General features: G+C 72.8%; 18 protein-coding genes. 13 read left to right on the top strand and 5 right to left on the bottom strand.

Going from position 1 to position 17,267, the window contains the following annotated elements:
• Positions 1-223: 223 nt before the first annotated feature.
• Positions 224-742: a hypothetical protein gene (locus tag ACWCWD_RS23175; RefSeq protein WP_450775201.1), complete on the top strand. Its 519-nt coding sequence runs from the start codon at positions 224-226 to the stop codon at positions 740-742.
• On the opposite strand, the gene ACWCWD_RS23170 is transcribed toward ACWCWD_RS23175, so the two are convergent.
• Positions 723-1,334, bottom strand: coding sequence for a nucleoside triphosphate pyrophosphatase (locus ACWCWD_RS23170; RefSeq protein WP_450775122.1), 612 nt, complete (start codon positions 1,332-1,334; stop codon positions 723-725). The two genes, ACWCWD_RS23175 and ACWCWD_RS23170, sit on opposite strands and share 20 nt — an antisense overlap.
• Before the next feature lie 191 nt (positions 1,335-1,525).
• Here ACWCWD_RS23170 and ACWCWD_RS23165 point away from each other — a divergent pair, with 191 nt between their 5' ends.
• The 4 genes from ACWCWD_RS23165 (at position 1,526) to ACWCWD_RS23150 (ending at position 4,335) form a co-directional block, all read left to right on the top strand.
• Entirely contained in the window at positions 1,526-1,939 is a 414-nt protein-coding gene (locus ACWCWD_RS23165; RefSeq protein WP_450775120.1) for a GntR family transcriptional regulator, read from the top strand.
• On the top strand, positions 1,914-2,819 hold the full coding sequence (locus ACWCWD_RS23160; protein ID WP_450775118.1) for an ABC transporter ATP-binding protein: 906 nt from the start codon (positions 1,914-1,916) through the stop codon (positions 2,817-2,819). The genes ACWCWD_RS23165 and ACWCWD_RS23160 overlap by 26 nt, the downstream gene beginning before the upstream one ends.
• Entirely contained in the window at positions 2,816-3,733 is a 918-nt protein-coding gene (locus ACWCWD_RS23155) for a hypothetical protein (protein ID WP_450775116.1), read from the top strand. Before ACWCWD_RS23160 ends, ACWCWD_RS23155 begins: the two co-directional genes overlap by 4 nt.
• A 68-nt stretch (positions 3,734-3,801) precedes the next feature.
• Positions 3,802-4,335 (top strand): hypothetical protein, encoded by a 534-nt coding sequence (locus tag ACWCWD_RS23150; protein WP_450775114.1) that lies wholly within the window; start codon positions 3,802-3,804, stop codon positions 4,333-4,335.
• A gap of 61 nt (positions 4,336-4,396) precedes the next feature.
• Here the strand turns inward: ACWCWD_RS23150 and mmpB are convergent, their stop codons facing one another.
• From mmpB to ACWCWD_RS23135, 3 genes are all read right to left on the bottom strand, one after another.
• Positions 4,397-4,525 carry a morphogenic membrane protein MmpB gene (gene mmpB / locus ACWCWD_RS23145; protein ID WP_450775112.1) on the bottom strand — a complete coding sequence of 43 codons (129 nt, stop codon included), beginning with the start codon at positions 4,523-4,525 and terminating at the stop codon, positions 4,397-4,399.
• A 102-nt stretch (positions 4,526-4,627) separates the two neighbouring features.
• Positions 4,628-4,837 (bottom strand): acyl-CoA carboxylase epsilon subunit, encoded by a 210-nt coding sequence (locus ACWCWD_RS23140; RefSeq protein WP_450775110.1) that lies wholly within the window; start codon positions 4,835-4,837, stop codon positions 4,628-4,630.
• Positions 4,838-4,877: 40 nt separating this feature from the next.
• On the bottom strand, positions 4,878-6,458 hold the full coding sequence (locus ACWCWD_RS23135; protein WP_450775108.1) for an acyl-CoA carboxylase subunit beta: 1,581 nt from the start codon (positions 6,456-6,458) through the stop codon (positions 4,878-4,880).
• A 170-nt stretch (positions 6,459-6,628) separates the two neighbouring features.
• Between ACWCWD_RS23135 and ACWCWD_RS23130 the strand changes: the two genes are divergently transcribed.
• The 5 genes from ACWCWD_RS23130 to hutH all read left to right on the top strand — a co-directional run bounded on the left by ACWCWD_RS23130 (position 6,629) and on the right by hutH (position 12,885).
• On the top strand, positions 6,629-7,510 hold the full coding sequence (locus ACWCWD_RS23130; protein WP_450775106.1) for a biotin--[acetyl-CoA-carboxylase] ligase: 882 nt from the start codon (positions 6,629-6,631) through the stop codon (positions 7,508-7,510).
• Positions 7,511-7,821: 311 nt separating this feature from the next.
• Complete coding sequence (locus ACWCWD_RS23125) at positions 7,822-9,027, top strand: adenylate/guanylate cyclase domain-containing protein (RefSeq protein WP_390960470.1); 1,206 nt, start codon at positions 7,822-7,824, stop codon at positions 9,025-9,027.
• A 97-nt stretch (positions 9,028-9,124) separates the two neighbouring features.
• Entirely contained in the window at positions 9,125-9,940 is an 816-nt protein-coding gene (locus ACWCWD_RS23120; RefSeq protein ID WP_450775104.1) for an enoyl-CoA hydratase/isomerase family protein, read from the top strand.
• A gap of 129 nt (positions 9,941-10,069) precedes the next feature.
• On the top strand, positions 10,070-11,224 hold the full coding sequence (locus ACWCWD_RS23115; protein WP_450775102.1) for a diguanylate cyclase domain-containing protein: 1,155 nt from the start codon (positions 10,070-10,072) through the stop codon (positions 11,222-11,224).
• A 116-nt stretch (positions 11,225-11,340) separates the two neighbouring features.
• Positions 11,341-12,885, top strand: coding sequence for a histidine ammonia-lyase (gene hutH / locus ACWCWD_RS23110; RefSeq protein WP_450775199.1), 1,545 nt, complete (start codon positions 11,341-11,343; stop codon positions 12,883-12,885).
• 69 nt (positions 12,886-12,954) lie between these two features.
• Here the strand turns inward: hutH and ACWCWD_RS23105 are convergent, their stop codons facing one another.
• The gene (locus tag ACWCWD_RS23105; RefSeq protein ID WP_450775100.1) at positions 12,955-13,263 is read right to left on the bottom strand and encodes a hypothetical protein; all 309 of its coding nucleotides are present in this window, start codon (positions 13,261-13,263) and stop codon (positions 12,955-12,957) included.
• Positions 13,264-13,507: 244 nt separating this feature from the next.
• Between ACWCWD_RS23105 and ACWCWD_RS23100 the strand changes: the two genes are divergently transcribed.
• From ACWCWD_RS23100 to ACWCWD_RS23090, 3 genes are all read left to right on the top strand, one after another.
• Entirely contained in the window at positions 13,508-13,966 is a 459-nt protein-coding gene (locus tag ACWCWD_RS23100; protein ID WP_450775098.1) for a hypothetical protein, read from the top strand.
• Between the two features lie 332 nt (positions 13,967-14,298).
• A complete protein-coding gene (locus ACWCWD_RS23095; RefSeq protein ID WP_450775096.1) occupies positions 14,299-15,567 on the top strand; it encodes a L,D-transpeptidase in 1,269 nt (422 codons plus the stop codon).
• Between the two features lie 210 nt (positions 15,568-15,777).
• The gene (locus ACWCWD_RS23090; RefSeq protein ID WP_450775094.1) at positions 15,778-17,262 is read left to right on the top strand and encodes an ABC transporter permease; all 1,485 of its coding nucleotides are present in this window, start codon (positions 15,778-15,780) and stop codon (positions 17,260-17,262) included.
• Positions 17,263-17,267 lie beyond the last annotated feature (5 nt).

Below are 17,267 nucleotides of genomic sequence, written 5' to 3'. Positions count from 1 at the left end.
GCGATCCTTAACCGCACAGTAGCCACGAGGTGTGGTCCAGGTCTCTGTCCGTAGGCGCAACGACCGGTGGCTTTTCTTTGTCGGGTCCCCACGAATGAATGAAGAATTCCTTGCCGTACGGCCGAAGCGTGCCGACCGTGCGCATGCCCTTGTCCAGATGATTACCGATTAGTAAGGTCCGCGGTGTCGGACGTAACTAGGGGTAACAGGGGGTGGCGCCGTGGTGCGCAGACCGGTGGCCGTCGTGACCGCGCTCGTGCTCCTCGCCGAGGCCGCGGGGGTGGCGATCGTCAACACCGTCCTCGCCACCGTGGCGGAGAACCAGAACATGTCCCTGGCCGGACTGGAGCCCGGGGCCATGAGTACCGGCGCCTGGGTGATGGGCGGCGTCTCGGCGGCCCTGCTGGTGGTCGTCGCCCTCGTCGCGCTGACCGCCGCGATACGCGACCGCTCCCCGGGCCGGGTGGGCCGGTTCGCGCTGATCCTCACCGCGGTCGCGCACGGGGTGCTCGGGGCCCTGGCGGTGGGCCTGGTCGGCTGGTTCGCCTTCGGCTGCCTGATGGTCGCGCTGGCGCTGCTCGTCGGCACGCTGATCGGGTACGGCCCCGGGCGCCGGGCCCGCGGCGCCGAGGGTGACGGCGTCGACGGCTCCGGCGGTCTCGGCGGCCCGGGTGGCTTCGAGGGCCGGGCCCCTGTCGCGGGGCCCCCGGCTCCGCCTGTGATCAGTCCCACAACTCCGTGACGGAGACGCCCAGTTCGCCGAGGAGTCGACGCAGCAGCGGCAACGAGAGCCCGATCACGTTGGAGTGGTCGCCCTCGATGGAATCGATGAACGGGCCCGAGAGTCCGTCCAGGGTGAACGCCCCCGCGACGTAGAGCGGTTCGCCCGTGGCCACGTAGGCGGCGATCTCGGCGTCGGTGGGCTCGCCGAAGCGGACGACGGTGGACGCGGTCGCGGACGCCGTACGGCCGCTCGCCCTGTCGATCACGCTGTGGCCGGTCCGCAGCACCCCCGCGCGCCCACGCATCGCTCGCCAGCGGGCCGTGGCCTCCTCGGCGTCGGCGGGCTTGCCCAGTGCCTCCCCGTCCAGGTCCAGCACCGAGTCGCACCCCACGACCAGGGCCCCGGCCGTCTCCGGGAGCGCCGCCACCGCGTCGGCCTTCGCCCGCGCCAGTACGAGCGCCAGTTCGCCGGGGGTCGGTGCGGAGAGCGCGTCCTCGTCCACCCCGCTGACGATCTTCTCGGGGGCGAAGCCCGCCTGCCGCAGCAGGCCGAGACGGGCGGGGGAGGCGGAGGCGAGCACGAGCCGGCGCTGAGCAGTCATGCGGGACATCGTAGGTCCCGGGGCGGGGAGGGTCCCTGGTGCCGGGGCCTCCTCCGTGCGGCGGGTGGCGGGTCGCCGGGCCGTACTTCCTTACGTGCATGGGCACTTCCGCCATCCAGTCGTGGAGGAGGCGCCTTGACGTGCCCGGACCATTCAATGCATCATTCCACTAGTTCATTGGTCATACGGGAGGTGAGGCCATGGGGTTCGCCTTCCGGATCGACCGGCGCAGCGGCGTGCCGAACTACGTCCAGATCATCCAGCAGGTCCAGCAGGCGCTCCGGCTGGGCCTGCTGAAGCCGGGAGACCGGCTGCCCACCGCCCGGGCGGTGGTGGAGGCGACCGCGCTCAACCCCAACACCGTGCTCAAGGCCTACCGCGAGCTGGAGTCCCAGGGGCTGGTCGAGACCCGGCGCAGACACGGGACCTTCGTCACCGGCACCCTCGGCGCGTCCTCGGCCGACTCGCCCTGGCGGGCGGAGCTCGCGGACGTGGCCGCCCGGGCCGCCGCCGAGGGCGCCGAACGCGACGACCTCGCCGCCCTGTTCGCCGACGTGCTGGACGACCTCTACCCTCCGAAGGAATCCGATGCCCTGCCCCACCAGCAGCCCTGACACAGCGCTCGCCGCCCACGGGGTCACCCGGAGATTCGGGCGCAAGGGGCGCGACGTCCTCGACGGCTGCACCTTCGACGTCCCCGCAGGCGTCGTGTCCGCCCTGGTGGGCCCCAACGGTGCCGGGAAATCAACCCTGTTGGAGCTGGTGGCCGGTATGCGGCGGCCCACGTCGGGCACGCTCGACGTCCTGGGCGGGCCGCCGGGAGCCGGGCACCCCCGGGTCGCGTACCTGGCCCAACACCGGCCCCTGTTGCCCCGGTTCACGGTCGGCGAGATGCTGCGCCTGGGTGCCGTGACCAACGAGGCCAACTGGGACGCGGAGTTGGCCGGACGGATCGCGGAGCCCTTGGGCGACGACCGGGTCGGGACCCTCTCCGGCGGACAGCGCACCCGTCTGGCCCTGGCCCTCGCCCTCGGCAAGCGCGCCGACCTGCTGCTGCTGGACGAGCCGATGGCCGACCTCGACGTGCTGGCGCGCCAGGAGGTGATGGGGCTGCTCATGGCGCACGTCGCCGACACCGGCACCACCGTGGTGATGTCCTCGCACATCATCTCCGAGCTGGCCGACGTCTGCGACCACCTGCTCCTGCTCGACCGGGGCGCCGTCCGGCTCTGCGGCGACATCGACGAACTGACCTCCTCCCACGCGGTGGTGGCCGTACCCGGCGGCGTCGACCAGCTCGGCGGCCACACCGTCGTCGAGGCCCGCCCGGCCGGACGCGGCACCAGCGCGCTGATCCGCCCCGCCGGGCCGCTGCCCGCCGGGTGGGACGCGCGGACCCCCTCGCTGGAGGAGCTGGTCCTCGCCCACCTCACCCCCGCCGCCCCCGGCCACGCCGCCACCCCGACCGCCCTCAGCAAGGAAACCGCCGCATGAGCGCCACCACCGCCCCGACCGCCCGGCCCACCCGCCCCGCGTCCGGACGCCGCCTGCCGCTCGTGTACATCGCCCTGCGGCAGTACCGGTGGGTCGCGCTCGTCATCGCGCTCCTTGCCGCCCGCGTCTGCGCCGTGCTCCTGTCCCACTACGGCAGTTGGGCCGACGCCCTGGCCCTGCGCGACCGTGTCGGCGGCCAGGAGTACCACTTCGGGCGCTATGCGCACGACGCCCACCAGGTGACCGAGCAGCTCGTGAACGACGGCTCGTCCCTCGCCTTCCAGCCGGCCCTGCTCGCCGCGCTCGTCACCGCCGTGCTGACCGCGCGGGAGTGGGAGAGCCGGCGCGTCGTCCTCGCGCTGACCCAGTCGGTCACGCCCCGGGGGTGGTTCACCGTCCGCTGGGCGGTCCTGGCGGCGGTCCTCGCGGCGGTGACCATCCCCCCGGTGGTGCTCTACCGGATCAGCGTCGTGCACGGCTTCGGCCGGAACCTGCTCACCTTCGGCGCCGAGCGGCAGAACGCGTACTACACGATCGGCCCGGTGACCGTCGCCCACGTCGTCCTCGGGGTCGCTGCGGGTGCGCTCGCAGGAACGCTCCTGCGCCGCACCCTGCCCGCCCTCGTCGCGGCGCCCGTCCTCACCTGGGTGGTCGCCGGAGCGTTGGTCCGCTCCCGGGCCGTACTGCTGGTCGACTTCCCGCTCTTCTCCCAGGTCGACGGCTTCCACCCGGGCGGCATCGTCGGCCTCCAGTTCTACGACGCCCTCCCGCAGGACAGCTACCTCATGAACGCCCTGAAGCCCGGCGACTACTGGGGCTACCAGATCGCCTCCAGCGTGCTGGTGCTCGCCGCCGCGGCCCTGCTCACGGCTGCCGCACTCCGCGTACTGCGCCGCCGCACCGCCGCGTACTGACCGCGCCCGGCCGCGCGTCGCCGCCCGGCACCTCCGACTTCCGTCCACTTCCACCGAAAGCAGTCGCCATGAAGGCCCATGCCGCCGACCACCAGCTCGACCCGGCCGAACCGGGTGCCCCGGATGCCGTGGCGGGTGACCGGACGGACGGGGAGGCCCCCTGGTGGAGCAGCCCCGGCCCGATCGTGGGGGGTCTGGCGGCGGGCAGCCTGGTGACCGTCCTCAGCCGGCTCGCGTCGGGTGACGAGATCGCCGCCGTCGCCACGCTCCCCGTCTTCCTCCTGACCTTCGGCTCCGGCGTCGCGCTGTGCCTGTCGCCGTGGTGGAGCCGGACCCGCAGGGGGATCGCCCTCGCCTGGCTCCTGCTGCCGAACCTGTTCCTCGCCCTCGCGATCGGGGCCACCGACAACCGGGCCGTCCACATCACGCTGAGCGTCGTCTCGCTCGCCGTACGCGCCGGAACGCTCTGGTGGATGTGGCACAGCCGGACCGCCCCCGCCCCCGACCGCCACCGCTTCCCGCGCTGGGCCCGGGTGCTGAGCTGGATCGCGGTGGTGGCGGTGGCCGCGGGCGAGACCGTCCTGTGGGCCGTCACGCTGTAAGCACGGGAGGCCGTGCGTCACGCTCCGAGCGCGGTGCGAGGGCTCAGCGCGGTCCGACGGCTCAGCGCAGGCCGATCACGAACATCCCGATCACCATGGCCAGCGCGAGCAGGACCCCCGCGCGCCGCAGCATCTCCTGGGCGTCGCGCAGTTCCTTCGGCGGGCGGTCGTCGGGGTCGGACCAGAGCATGCGTCCGATCCTGCTCCGCCCGCCGCGGTCCTGCCTGAGTACGGGTACTCAACCACCCGTTTGCCGGGTCCGGTCACCCTCGGCGACCGGCCCCCTGGCCGCTCAGGCGGGCCAGTACGTGCGCGCCCAGGCCCCCGGCCCCGGCGACGGCCGGGCGGCGCGGGCGATCCGCGCCGGGTCGGACCACGGCGCGTGCGGGGCCGGGGCCCCGGCGTCCGGCACCGCCGCCGCCGAAGCGGCGCGCGCCCGGACCACCGCGAGGGCGGCGGCGAGTTCTTCGGGGGTCGGGTTGCCCCGTACGACCCTGATCATGGTCGGGCTCCTTCCGTGCGGCGGATGGCGTGCGTACGCCCTACAGCGGGATGTTGCCGTGCTTCTTCGGCGGCAGGGACTCGCGCTTGGTGCGCAGCTGCCGGAGCGCCTTCACCACGTGCTTGCGGGTGTCCGAGGGCATGATCACCGCGTCCACGTAACCGCGTTCGGCCGCGACGTACGGGTTGAGCAGCGCGTCCTCGTACTCCGCCATCAGCTGCGCGCGGGCCGCCTCGGGGTCCTCGGCGGCGGCGATGGTGCGGCGGTGCAGGATGTTCACCGCGCCCTGCGCGCCCATGACGGCGATCTGGGCGGTCGGCCAGGCGAGGTTGACGTCGGCGCCCAGGTGCTTGGAGCCCATCACGTCGTACGCCCCGCCGAACGCCTTGCGGGTGATGACCGTGATCAGCGGGACGGTCGCCTCCGCGTAGGCGTAGATCAGCTTGGCGCCGCGGCGGATGATGCCGCCGTACTCCTGGTCCACGCCCGGCAGGAAGCCCGGCACGTCGACGAAGGTCAGCACCGGCACGTTGAACGCGTCGCAGGTACGGACGAACCGCGCCGCCTTCTCGCTGGCGTTGATGTCCAGGCAACCGGCGAACTGCATCGGCTGGTTGGCGACCACGCCGACCGGGTGACCCTCCACGCGGCCGAAGCCGGTGATGATGTTCGGCGCGAACAGCGCCTGGGTCTCCAGGAATTCGGCGTCGTCCAGCACATGCTCGATGGCGGTGTGCATGTCGTACGGCTGGTTCGCCGAGTCCGGGATCAGCGTGTCGAGCTCGCGGTCCTCGTCCGTCGTCTCCAGGTCCGCCTCCTCCGGGAAGGCCGGCGGCTCGGAGAGGTTGTTCGAAGGGAGGTACGACAGAAGGGACTTGACGTACTCGATGGCGTCCTTCTCGTCGCCCGCGAGGTGGTGCGCCACACCGGAGGTGGTGTTGTGGGTACGGGCGCCGCCCAGCTCCTCGAAGCCCACGTCCTCGCCGGTGACGGTCTTGATGACGTCGGGTCCGGTGATGAACATGTGCGAGGTCTGGTCGACCATCACCGTGAAGTCGGTGATCGCGGGGGAGTAGACCGCGCCGCCCGCGCAGGGGCCGACGATCAGTGAGATCTGCGGCACCACGCCGGAGGCGTGCACGTTGCGCCGGAAGATCTCGGCGAACAGCCCGAGCGCCGCCACCCCTTCCTGGATGCGGGCGCCACCGCCGTCGTTGATGCCGATGACCGGGCAGCCGGTCTTCAGCGCGAAGTCCATGACCTTCACGATCTTCTCGCCGTACACCTCGCCCAGCGAGCCGCCGAAGATCGTGAAGTCCTGCGAGTACACGCACACCGGACGGCCGTCGACCGTGCCGTACCCGGTCACCACCCCGTCCCCGTACGGGCGGTTCTTCTCGATCCCGAAGTTGGTGGACCGGTGACGGGCGAACTCGTCCAGTTCCACGAAGGAACCCTCGTCCAGCAGCAGGTCCACCCGCTCCCGCGCGGTGAGCTTGCCCTTCGCGTGCTGCTTCTCGACCGCGCGCTCGGAACCCGCGTGCGTGGCTTCGCCGATACGGCGCTGCAGGTCCGCGATCTTGCCCGCGGTGGTGTGGATGTCGGTCTGCGGCTCGGACATCGGGTGGCGGCTCCCTGCCTGGTGACGGGACATGACGGGGGCCAGGTCCCGGGGACGGGCCCGGCACGCGCCCTCGGGAAGCCCTCGTTCCTGTACAGCTACTGCCCCGTAGCGTATCGGCGGCCCCACGGATCGGCAGTGCGTCCTTTGCCACACCTAGGGTTACTTGCATGACACCTCCGGATGCGCCTTCGAACCGCTGGTCGGACCTGGACCGGCCGCCCCTGAACACCACCGCGCTCCGCCGCGGACTCCTGCGGCCGGGCGCGCTGTGGACCTCGCTCGACGTGGTCGAGGAGACCGGCTCCACCAACACCGACCTCGCCGCCCGGGCCGCCGCCCCGGCTTCGGGGAGTCCGCTCGCCGAGGGCGCGGTGCTCGTCGCCGAGGTGCAGAACGCCGGACGCGGCCGGCTCGACCGGGTCTGGACCGCGCCGCCGCGCTCCGGGCTCTTCCTCTCCGTCTACCTCGCACCCACCGACGTACCCGTGGAGCGCTGGGGGTGGCTGCCGCTGCTCACCGGGGTCGCCGCCGCGACCGGCCTGGCCCGCGCCGCCGGGGTGGACATGGCGCTGAAGTGGCCCAACGACCTGCTGGTGACCGTCGACGGCGTGGAGCGCAAGACCGGCGGCATCCTCGCCGAACGCGCCGGGGACGGCGTCGTCGTCGGCCTCGGCATCAACGTCTCGCTCCGCGCCGACGAACTCCCCGCCCCCACCGCCGGCTCCCTCGCCCTCGCCAAGGCCGTCTCGCTCGACCGCGAGACCCTGCTGCGGGGCGTCCTGCGCTCGCTGGAGCAGTGGTACGGCGAGTGGCGCGCGGCGGGCGGCGACGCGGCCCGCAGCGGGCTCCAGGCCGCGTACGCGGCCGGCTGCGCCACGCTCGACCGCACCGTGCGGGCCGAGCTGCCGGGCGGCCGCTCGGTGGTCGGGCAGGCCGTCGCGGTCGACGGCGACGGCCGTCTCGTCCTCTCCACCGGCGACGGGCTCCAGCAGCCGGTCTCCGCGGGCGACATCGTGCACCTGCGCGGCGCGGCGGGCGGACTCGTCTGACGGCGTAGGCCCCGAAGGGGGGTGGGCGCGTGCGCGTGCTGGGGCGGACGTCCGGAGCGGGGGTGGGCGCGTGCCCGTGCGGGGTTCGTTCAGGTGTGCGTAAGGGGGCGCGCGGAGAGTGAACACGCGCCGCCCGGAAGGGTGAACGCGGCGCGCGCCGGAGTGCGAAAGCGTGAGTTGTCACGTCCGACGCACCCGTACCGGGCCATCGGGGACGTGAGCCAGGGCACACCTGCCGTATCGTTGAGGCGATCCAGCGACAGATCACAGATGGGCAGGGCAGTGCGCAGGGAACGGGCAGGAGGCGGGCAGTGACCGTCGGCGACACGGGTTCGGACGCGGGCGCGAGACCGCCGTCGGACCCCTCGGTCCATGCCACGCCCCATCACGAGGTCGATCACACGGCCGAACCGACCGACGACCCGCTGGCGATCCGGCTGGAACAGCTGATCCTCGGCGCCGAGCGCCAGTACACCCCCTTCCAGGCGGCCCGCACCGCCGGTGTCTCCATGGACCTGGCGTCGCGGTTCTGGCGCGCCATGGGCTTCGCCGACATCGGCCAGGCCAAGGCGCTCACCGAGGCCGACGTGCTGGCGCTGCGCCGCCTCGCCGGTCTCGTCGAGGCCGGGCTGCTCAGCGAGCCGATGGCCATCCAGGTGGCCCGCTCCACCGGCCAGACCACCGCCCGCCTCGCCGAATGGCAGATCGACTCCTTCCTGGAGGGCCTCACCGAGCCGCCCGAGCCCGGGATGACCCGCACCGAGGTCACGTACCCCCTGGTCGAACTGCTGCTGCCGGAGCTCCAGGAGTTCCTCGTCTACGTGTGGCGTCGCCAGCTGGCCGCCTCCACCGGGCGGGTCGTGCAGGCGCAGGACGACGAGGAGATGGTCGACCGGCGGCTCGCGGTGGGCTTCGCCGACCTGGTCGGGTTCACCCGGCTCACCCGGCGGCTGGAGGAGGAGGAGCTCGGCGAACTCGTCGAGGCCTTCGAGACGACCGCCGCCGACCTGGTGGCCGCGCACGGCGGCCGGCTGGTGAAGACCCTCGGCGACGAGGTGCTCTTCGCCGCCGACGACGCCGGTACGGCCGCCGAGATCGCGCTCCGGCTCATCGAGGCGATGTCCGCCGACACGACGATGCCCGCGCTGCGCGTGGGCATCGCCTTCGGCACCGTCACCACCCGGATGGGCGATGTCTTCGGCACCACCGTCAACCTGGCCAGCCGGCTCACCTCGATAGCCGCGAAGGACGCCGTCCTGGTGGACGGGGCGTTCGCCGAAGAGCTGATCCGTACGGGCGACTCGCCGGAGTCCGAGGCGAGGGCCGCCGAGGAGATCGCCGCGGCGGCCGAGCGGGCCCGGATCGCCGAGAAGGAGGGCCGGACGCTCACCGACGAGCCGCCGCTGCCCGCCTACCGCTTCCAGCTGCAGCCCATGTGGCAGCGGCCGGTACGCGGGCTCGGTGTGGTCGAGCCGTGGATGCTGACCCGGCGCGCCCCGCGCGAGGGCGGTCGCTGACCGGGCTCCCGTCCTGCCGGCCTCCCGCCGGACAGGTGGGACGTTCGGCGCAGCCCCTAAGCTCCCCCGGAACGCCACCACCGGAGGGATGGAACCCATGAGTGTCACGTCCGAGCAGCGGTTCGGGGAGTTCGTCGTCGTACGGCGCCACACGGAGTCCGGGTACGTCGCGGAGCTGGTGCTCGACCGCCCGAAGGCCATGAACGCGGTCTCCTCGGAGATGGCCCGGTCCGTCGCCGCCGCCTGCGAGGCGCTCGGCGCCGACCCGGACGTACGCGTCACCGTCGTCTCCTCCAGCAGCCCGCGCGCCTTCTGCGTGGGCGCGGACCTCAAGGAGCGCAACTCCCTCAGCGACGCCGAGCTGGGGCGGCAGCGGCCGGTCTCGCGCGCCGCGTACACCGGGGTGCTGGAGCTGCCGATGCCGGCCGTGGCCGCCGTGCACGGTTACGCGCTCGGCGGCGGCTTCGAGCTGGCGCTCTCCTGCGACGTGATCGTGGCCGACCGCACCGCCGTGGTGGGGCTGCCCGAGGTGTCGGTCGGGGTGATCCCGGGCGGCGGCGGCACCCAGCTGCTGCCCCGCCGGGTCGGCGCGGCCCGGGCGGCCGAGCTGATCTTCACCGCGCGCCGGGTGGAGGCGGCCGAGGCCCTGGCCCTGGGGCTGGTGGACGAGCTGGTGGCGGAGGGTACGGACCGGGACGCGGCGCTGGCGCTGGCCGGCCGGATGGCCGCCAACTCCCCGGTCGGGCTGCGGGCGGCGAAGCGCGCCCTGCGGCTCGGCCACGGGCTCGACCTGCGGACGGGTCTTGAGGTGGAGGACGCGGCCTGGCGGTCGGTGGCCTTCTCCGGCGACCGCGCGGAGGGCGTGGCCGCGTTCAACGAGAAGCGCACGCCCCGGTGGCCCGGGCTGGGGTGACCCGGCCGCGCCGCTCCCTACCGGGTGGGTGACGCAGCGTGACGGCGGCGCGGGCGGTTGGGACGTTCACCGACCCGGCCGGGACTTCTCGGGTGATCGCACCAGCTCATACGTACATAAGCTGGTGTGATGGATGGTGACGATGTGCGACTGCGAGCGGTGGTGTCGCTGGCGCAGACCATGGCGGCGGCCTACACCGCGAAGGAGTCGTGGCGGGCCGCGGCCCTGGGCGCCTGCGAGGCGCTGGGCGGCTCCTTCGCCGCGCTCTCCGTGTGGGAGCGCGACCGGGGCAGGCTCCGCGTCCTGGTGAACGCGGGGGAGCGGGCCGAAGGGGAGGAGGAGTTCCCCGAGGAGGAGGCCTACCCCGTCCACCGGTTCCCGGAGATCACCGAGTTCCTGCACGAGCGCTGGGCGGGCGGCGGTGAACCCGACGCCTGGGTGGAGACCGCGGAGGGGCATCCCGGCGGCGACGCACCGGCCCGGGGCGCCCGCCCGTTCTGCCACCAGCGGGTGGCCGCGCTCCAGCGGCGCGGCCGGGGATGCTGCGTGGTCGCGCCGATCGTGCTGCACGGCCGGGCCTGGGGAGAGCTGTACGTGGCCCGTCCGGCAGGGGCGCCCGTCTTCGGCCGGGACGACGCCGACTTCGCGACGGTGCTCGCGGCCGTGGTCGCGGCGGGCATCGCGCAGACCGAGCGGCTGGAGGAGGTGCGCAAGCTCGCCTTCACCGACCCGCTGACCGGCCTCGCCAACCGCAGGGCCGTGGACATCCGGCTGGACGAGGCGGTGGAGCGGCACCGGGCCGAGGACGTCGTGGTCAGCCTGGTGGTCTGCGACCTCAACGGGCTCAAGGCGGTCAACGACACCCACGGCCACGCGGTCGGCGACCGCCTGCTGGAACGTTTCGGCTCGGTGCTCTCGCGGTGCGGGGCCATACTGCCGGACGCCCTCGCCGCCCGGCTCGGCGGCGACGAGTTCTGCCTGATCTCCGTGGGCCCCGGGGCGGACGAGGTGATCCGGGTCGCCGGGGAACTGTGCGAGCGCGCCGCCGCCCTGGAGCTGGGCGACGGAGTGGCCTGCGGGGTCGCCTCGACCGGCGACCCGATCGGGCCGGTCCACTCGGCCCGGCGGCTCTTCCGGCTCGCCGACGCCGCGCAGTACCGAGCCAAGGCCGACCGCGCGGTGGGCCCGGTGGTGGCCGGGCGGGACGGCGAGGTGATGCGGCTCGCCGACTCGCCGCCCACCCCGGCCCACGACCGCCGGAGGCTGCGGGGGAACCTGCCGTGAGGAGGGCCGGGGGGAGAGCCGGATCGGTGACGGGCCGGTAAGGGGTCGGTAAGGGGTCAACCCGTCGAGCACTGGTGACACAGTAAGTTTCACTGCGTAGGGTCCTGAATATGGATATGCACACTGTCGTGGTGGGGACCTCCGGAACCACCGCCGAGGACGTCCTGGCCGTGGCCCGTGAGGGTGCGCGCGTGGTCCTGTCCCCGGAGGCCCTGGACGCCCTCGCCGCCGCCCGCAGGACCGTCGACGCGCTCGCCGCGCGCCCCGAACCCGTCTACGGCGTCTCCACCGGGTTCGGTGCCCTCGCCACCCGCCACATCAGCCCCGAGCTGCGCGGACGCCTCCAGCGCAACATCGTCCGCTCGCACGCCGCGGGCATGGGCCCGCACGTGGAGCGCGAGGTGGTGCGCGCGCTGATGTTCCTCCGGCTCAAGACGGTCGCCTCCGGCCACACCGGCGTACGCCCCGAGGTCGCGCAGACCATGGCCGACCTCCTCAACGCCGGCATCACCCCGGTCGTCCACGAGTTCGGCTCGCTCGGCTGCTCCGGCGACCTCGCCCCGCTCTCGCACTGCGCCCTCGCGCTGATGGGCGAGGGGGAGGCCGAGGGACCGGACGGCACCGTGCGCCCCGCCGCCGAACTCCTCGCCGAGCACGGCATCGCCCCCGTGGAGCTGCGCGAGAAGGAGGGCCTCGCCCTGCTCAACGGCACCGACGGCATGCTCGGCATGCTGGTGATGGCCCTCGCCGACCTGCGCGCCCTCTACACCAGCGCCGACATCACCGCCGCGCTCTCGCTGGAGGCGCTGCTCGGCACCGAGAAGGTCCTCGCCCCCGAGCTGCACGCCATCCGCCCGCACCCGGGCCAGGGCGTCAGTGCCGCCAACATGCTGCGGGTACTGGAGGGGTCCGGCCTCACCGGCCACCACCAGGACGACGCGCCCCGGGTCCAGGACGCCTACTCCGTACGCTGCGCGCCCCAGGTCAACGGCGCGGGCCGGGACACCCTCGCGTACGCCGCCACGGTCGCGGACCGGGAGCTCGCCTCCGCCGTCGACAACCCGGTGGTGCTGCCGGACGGGCGGGTGGAGTCCAACGGCAACTTCCACGGCGCCCCGGTGGCGTACGTCCTCGACTTCCTGGCGATCGTCGCCGCCGACCTCGGCTCCATCTGCGAGCGCCGCACCGACCGGCTGCTGGACAAGAACCGCTCGCACGGGCTGCCGCCGTTCCTCGCCGACGACGCCGGGGTGGACTCCGGTCTGATGATCGCTCAGTACACCCAGGCGGCCCTGGTCAGCGAGATGAAGCGGCTGGCCGTGCCCGCGTCCGCCGACTCGATCCCGTCCTCCGCGATGCAGGAGGACCACGTCTCGATGGGCTGGTCGGCCGCGCGCAAGCTCCGTACCGCCGTGGACGACCTCTCCCGGATCGTCGCGGTCGAGCTGTACGCGGCGGCGCGCGCCGTCGAACTCCGCGCCGCCGGAGGGCTGTTCCCCGCCCTCGCCTCCCGCGCCGCCGTGGAGGCGCTGCGCGAGGCGGGCGCCGAGGGGCCGGGGCCGGACCGTTTCCTCGCCCCCGACCTGGCCGCTGCCGACGCGTTCGTCCGTAGCGGCGGGCTGGTCCGGGCCGTGGAACGGGTCACCGGACCACTGGACTGACGCACCCGGCCCGCCCGGCCCGCCCGTCCTCCGGAACCGGAGGGCGGCGGCCGGGCGGCGGCCGTCATGTCACGCGGGCGAGGAGGACCGGCGGTCCGAGCGCGCGACGTACCCCGCGCCGAGTCCCAGCAGGACCGTGCCGCCGATCAGATACGGCGTGGCGTCCGTACCGGAGCCGGAGCCCGCCTGGGCGAACTCCCGGCTCGACGAGCCGTACGACTCGTCCGTCCGCCGCACCGGAACGGTGGCCGCGGTTCTCGCCGACGCGGCGTCCGTGTGCGTGTCGGCCGTGGTCTTCGCCGACGGTACGAAGCAGAGCGCGCCCAGCACGATGCCCGCGGCGGAGACGGTCAGCAGTGTGCGACGAGTGATGGTCACAGATTCGATCCCCTGACGACGACCTTGAGTTGACCCCCGTGGGCCGATGGTACGACCTTCATCAAGGAGCCCCGACCGGCCCCGGCGCGTCCGGCCCCCCGGGCACGTAACCGCTCGCGCGAACGGGGTCGTACCGCTCGCGCGAACGCGGGGCCTCCCCGAGCGCGCGGACCTCCCCGCGAACGGGAGCCGCCCGCAGCGGGTCGCTGGAACCCGCGGGAACCGGAGCCCTACGCTCCGGCCTATGAGCACTTCCGAGAGCACGTCCGAGAGCACGTCACAGAACATTTCCCGGGGCCTGGCCCGGGACGCGCGGGAGTCGGCCGCCGAGGACGCTCCGCAGCCCGCGTACGTCCGCCTCCAGGTGGAGCTGGTGGTGGAGGTCACCGACCTGGAAGCCCTCACCGGCACCGCCCTGGAAGCGGTCGCCGCCGAGTACGAGGACGCCCTCCCCGACCCCGACGACGACGGGGCGGACCAGGAGCGCAGGCATGCCGAGTCCCTTGTCCGGGCAGACGCCGCAGAGGCGCTCGCTTCGCTGATCGACCCGTTCGACCTGGTCAGCGCCGTACCCGGGATCGAGCTCGCGCAGGCATCGTGGAGCAGCGAGGCCGTCGAGCACGACGCGTACGACGGTGAGGACGACGACGCGGACGCCTACGAGTACTACGACGAGGACGACGAGGAGAGCGGGAGGGAGTAGCCGGTGCCCGGCCCCGGCTCCGCACCGGGGCCGGGGCCGGGGGCGGCCGCAGCCGAGGAGAATGGAAGGGACGACCACGCGGGCAGCCGTCCGCCGCGACCGTTCCGACCAGTGAGGACGCCGTTTCCGGGCCGCGCGCCGGCCCGGACCGGAACCGCACCGGGCCGGACACGCGGAGGCGGGAACCAAGGCCGCCGGGGACGCGTCGATGAGTGGTGTTCCCCACATCCCGTACGGATGTGGAACGGATCGCCACCGACCGGGGTTCTGGAACATTGACGGGGACCCGCATCTGGCGGCGCCGTTACGGGGATTTTGGGGAATTGGCAACGATGGAGAAGCGTGTGATCACGGACAGCAAGCGGCGCAAGGGCCTCATGGCCGCGTCCGCCCTGCTCGGCGGCGTGCTGGTGCTCTCGGCGTGCAGCGGCGGCGACGATTCGAGTCCCACGGGTGCCGGCAGCTCTCAGAAGTCCCAGACCGCGGTCGACGAGGCCGCCGCCCAGGACGTGTCCGAGGCCCAGATATCGATCGAGCCGAAGAACGGCTCCACCAACGCCAGCATCAACAACGCGGCCAAGGTCACCGTCGCCAAGGGGACGCTGACCACCGTCACCATGACGACCGCCGCCGGGGACCCCGTCGAGGGCACGCTCGCCGCGGACGGGAAGAGCTGGAAGCCCTCCGCCCAGCTGGAGCGCTCGACCACGTACAAGGTCATCGCCTCGGCGAAGGACTCCCAGGGCCGTGAGGCGCACGAGAACGGTTCCTTCACGACCGTCTCGCCCGACAACAGCTTCATCGGGAACTTCACCCCCGAGGACGGCTCCACCGTCGGCGTCGGCATGCCGGTCTCGATCAACTTCAACAAGGCGATCACCGACAAGGCGGCCGTCCAGGCCGGTATCACGGTCACGTCGAGCAGCGGCCAGGAAGTCGAAGGCCACTGGTTCAACTCGCAGCGCCTCGACCTCCGCCCCGAGGACTACTGGACGAGCGGCTCCACCGTCACGCTGAAGCTCGCGCTGGACGGTGTCGAGGGCGCGGACGGCGTCTACGGCGTGCAGCAGAAGACGGTCACGTTCAAGGTGGGCCGCAACCAGGTCTCCACCGTCGACGCCAAGGCGCACACCATGACCGTCACCCAGGACGGGAAGACGATCAAGACGATCCCGATCTCCGCCGGTTCGCCCGACAACCCCACGTACAACGGCCAGATGGTGATCTCCGAGAAGTACAAGGAGACCCGGATGGACGGCGCCACCGTCGGCTTCACCGACGACGACGGCAAGGGCGAGTACGACATCAAGGACGTCCCGCACGCCATGCGGCTCTCCAGCTCCGGCACCTTCGTGCACGGCAACTACTGGGGCAGCTCCAGCATCTTCGGCTCGGCCAACACCAGCCACGGCTGCGTCGGCCTCCAGGACGTCAAGGGCGCCGGCGACGCCGACCAGCCCGCCGCGTGGTTCTACAACCACTCGATCATCGGCGACGTCGTCATCGTGAAGAACTCCCCGGACAAGACCATCGCCCCCGACAACGGTCTCAACGGCTGGAACATGAGCTGGTCGGAGTGGACCGCCGACTCGGCGGCCTGATCCCCGGCCCCCCGCTTCTCCCCCCACCCGAGGGCGGTGGCACCCCGGTCCGCACGGACCGCCAGTGCCACCGCCCTCGGGCGTTGGTGGGGGTTCCTGATGCTTCGCGAAGCTTGCGTACCGGCCCCGGAGTTCCCGGCCCGACAGGTTCTCATCCTGCTCTCATGATGGCCTTAACTCACCATCACGCCCGGTCCATAGGTTCGCGGCATGTTCTTCACCTACCTCCGGCGCGAGCTGCGCCGTCGCAGAAAGGCGGCGCTCGTCGTCGCCTCGGGGCTCGCCCTCGGCATTGCGCTGGTCATCGTCGTCAGCTCGGTCACCGCCGGGATGGGCAAGGCCCAGGACAAGGTCCTGGAATCGCTGTACGGCCTCGGCACGGACATGACCGTGACCAAGGCCGCCGCCGCCCAGGGCACCGCGGGCGCCCAGGAGCGCCCGAAGTTCAACTTCGACGCCAAGGACAGCGACGACGACGCGACGCAGAGCACCGACCGCGTCATGGTCCAGGGCTTCCAGACCCTGGCCGACTCCACCGTCACCAAGGTCGGGCAGCAGTCCGGCGTGGCGACCGCGGTCGGCGGACTGAGCCTGAACGTCCTCAAGGTCGACGGCCAGTTCAAGCGCGGCGAGTTCAAGCAGGACCAGTCGTCCGGCAGCGGCGGCGGCCAGGGCGGCTTCGGCGGCCAGGGCGGCGGCGGTGGCGCTCCGCAGGGCCGTGTCGAGGGCGGCGGCGCCTCCTTCGACGTCAACTCCTTCACCGTGTACGGCACCGACGTCGCGCACCTGGACCTCGGTCCGCTGACCTCCTCCGAGATCACCAAGGGCCGTACCTTCAAGTCCACGGAGACGAACGGCAAGGTCGCGATCGTCGACGCCTCCTACGCCAAGGAGAAGTCGCTCGCGGTCGACAAGACCGTCACCATCTCCGGCACCAAGTTCACGATCATCGGTGTCTCCACCGCCAGCAGCGGTGACGCCGCCGCGAACGTCTACATCCCGCTCCAGCAGGCCCAGACGCTCTCGGACTCGAAGGCCAAGGTCACCACGGTCTACGTGAAGGCCAAGGATTCCACGGCCATCGACAGCGTCAAGTCGGCCATCCAGAAGAACATCTCGGGTACCACCGTCACCACCTCCGCCGACCTGGCCGACACGGTCTCCGGCTCCCTCTCCACCGCCTCCGACCTGGCTTCCAGCGTCGGCAAGTGGCTCTCCATCGTCGTCCTGATCGCCGCCTTCGTGGTGGCCGGCCTGCTCACCTCCTCGGCGGTCAGCCGCCGCGTCCGCGAGTTCGGCACCCTGAAGGCCCTCGGCTGGAAGAGCGGCCGGGTCACCCGCCAGGTCGTCGGCGAGGCGCTCGTCAACGGCCTCATGGGCGGTGTCCTCGGCATCGCCGTCGGCCTGGCCGGCGCGTACATCGTCACCGCGATCAGCCCCACCCTCACCGCGGAGCTCGGCTCCGGCGGTGGCGGCGGTGGCGGCTTCGGCGGCATGGGCGGCGGCGGGATGGGCGGCCCCGGCCGTCAGTCCGCGGCGAAGACCCTGGACATCGCGCTGACCGCACCGGTCTCCCTCTCCACCATCGTGATCGCTGTCGTACTGGCCGTGGCGGGCGGGCTCATCGCCGGCGCGTTCGGCGGCTGGCGCGCCTCCCGGCTGCGCCCGGCCGACGCCCTGCGCCGCGTCGAGTAGTCACC

The sequence above is a fragment of the Streptomyces sp. NPDC001493 genome (assembly GCF_053597235.1).
The sequence above is the reverse complement of the archived record's forward strand: the minus strand, read 5'-3'. Positions and strand labels throughout refer to the sequence as shown.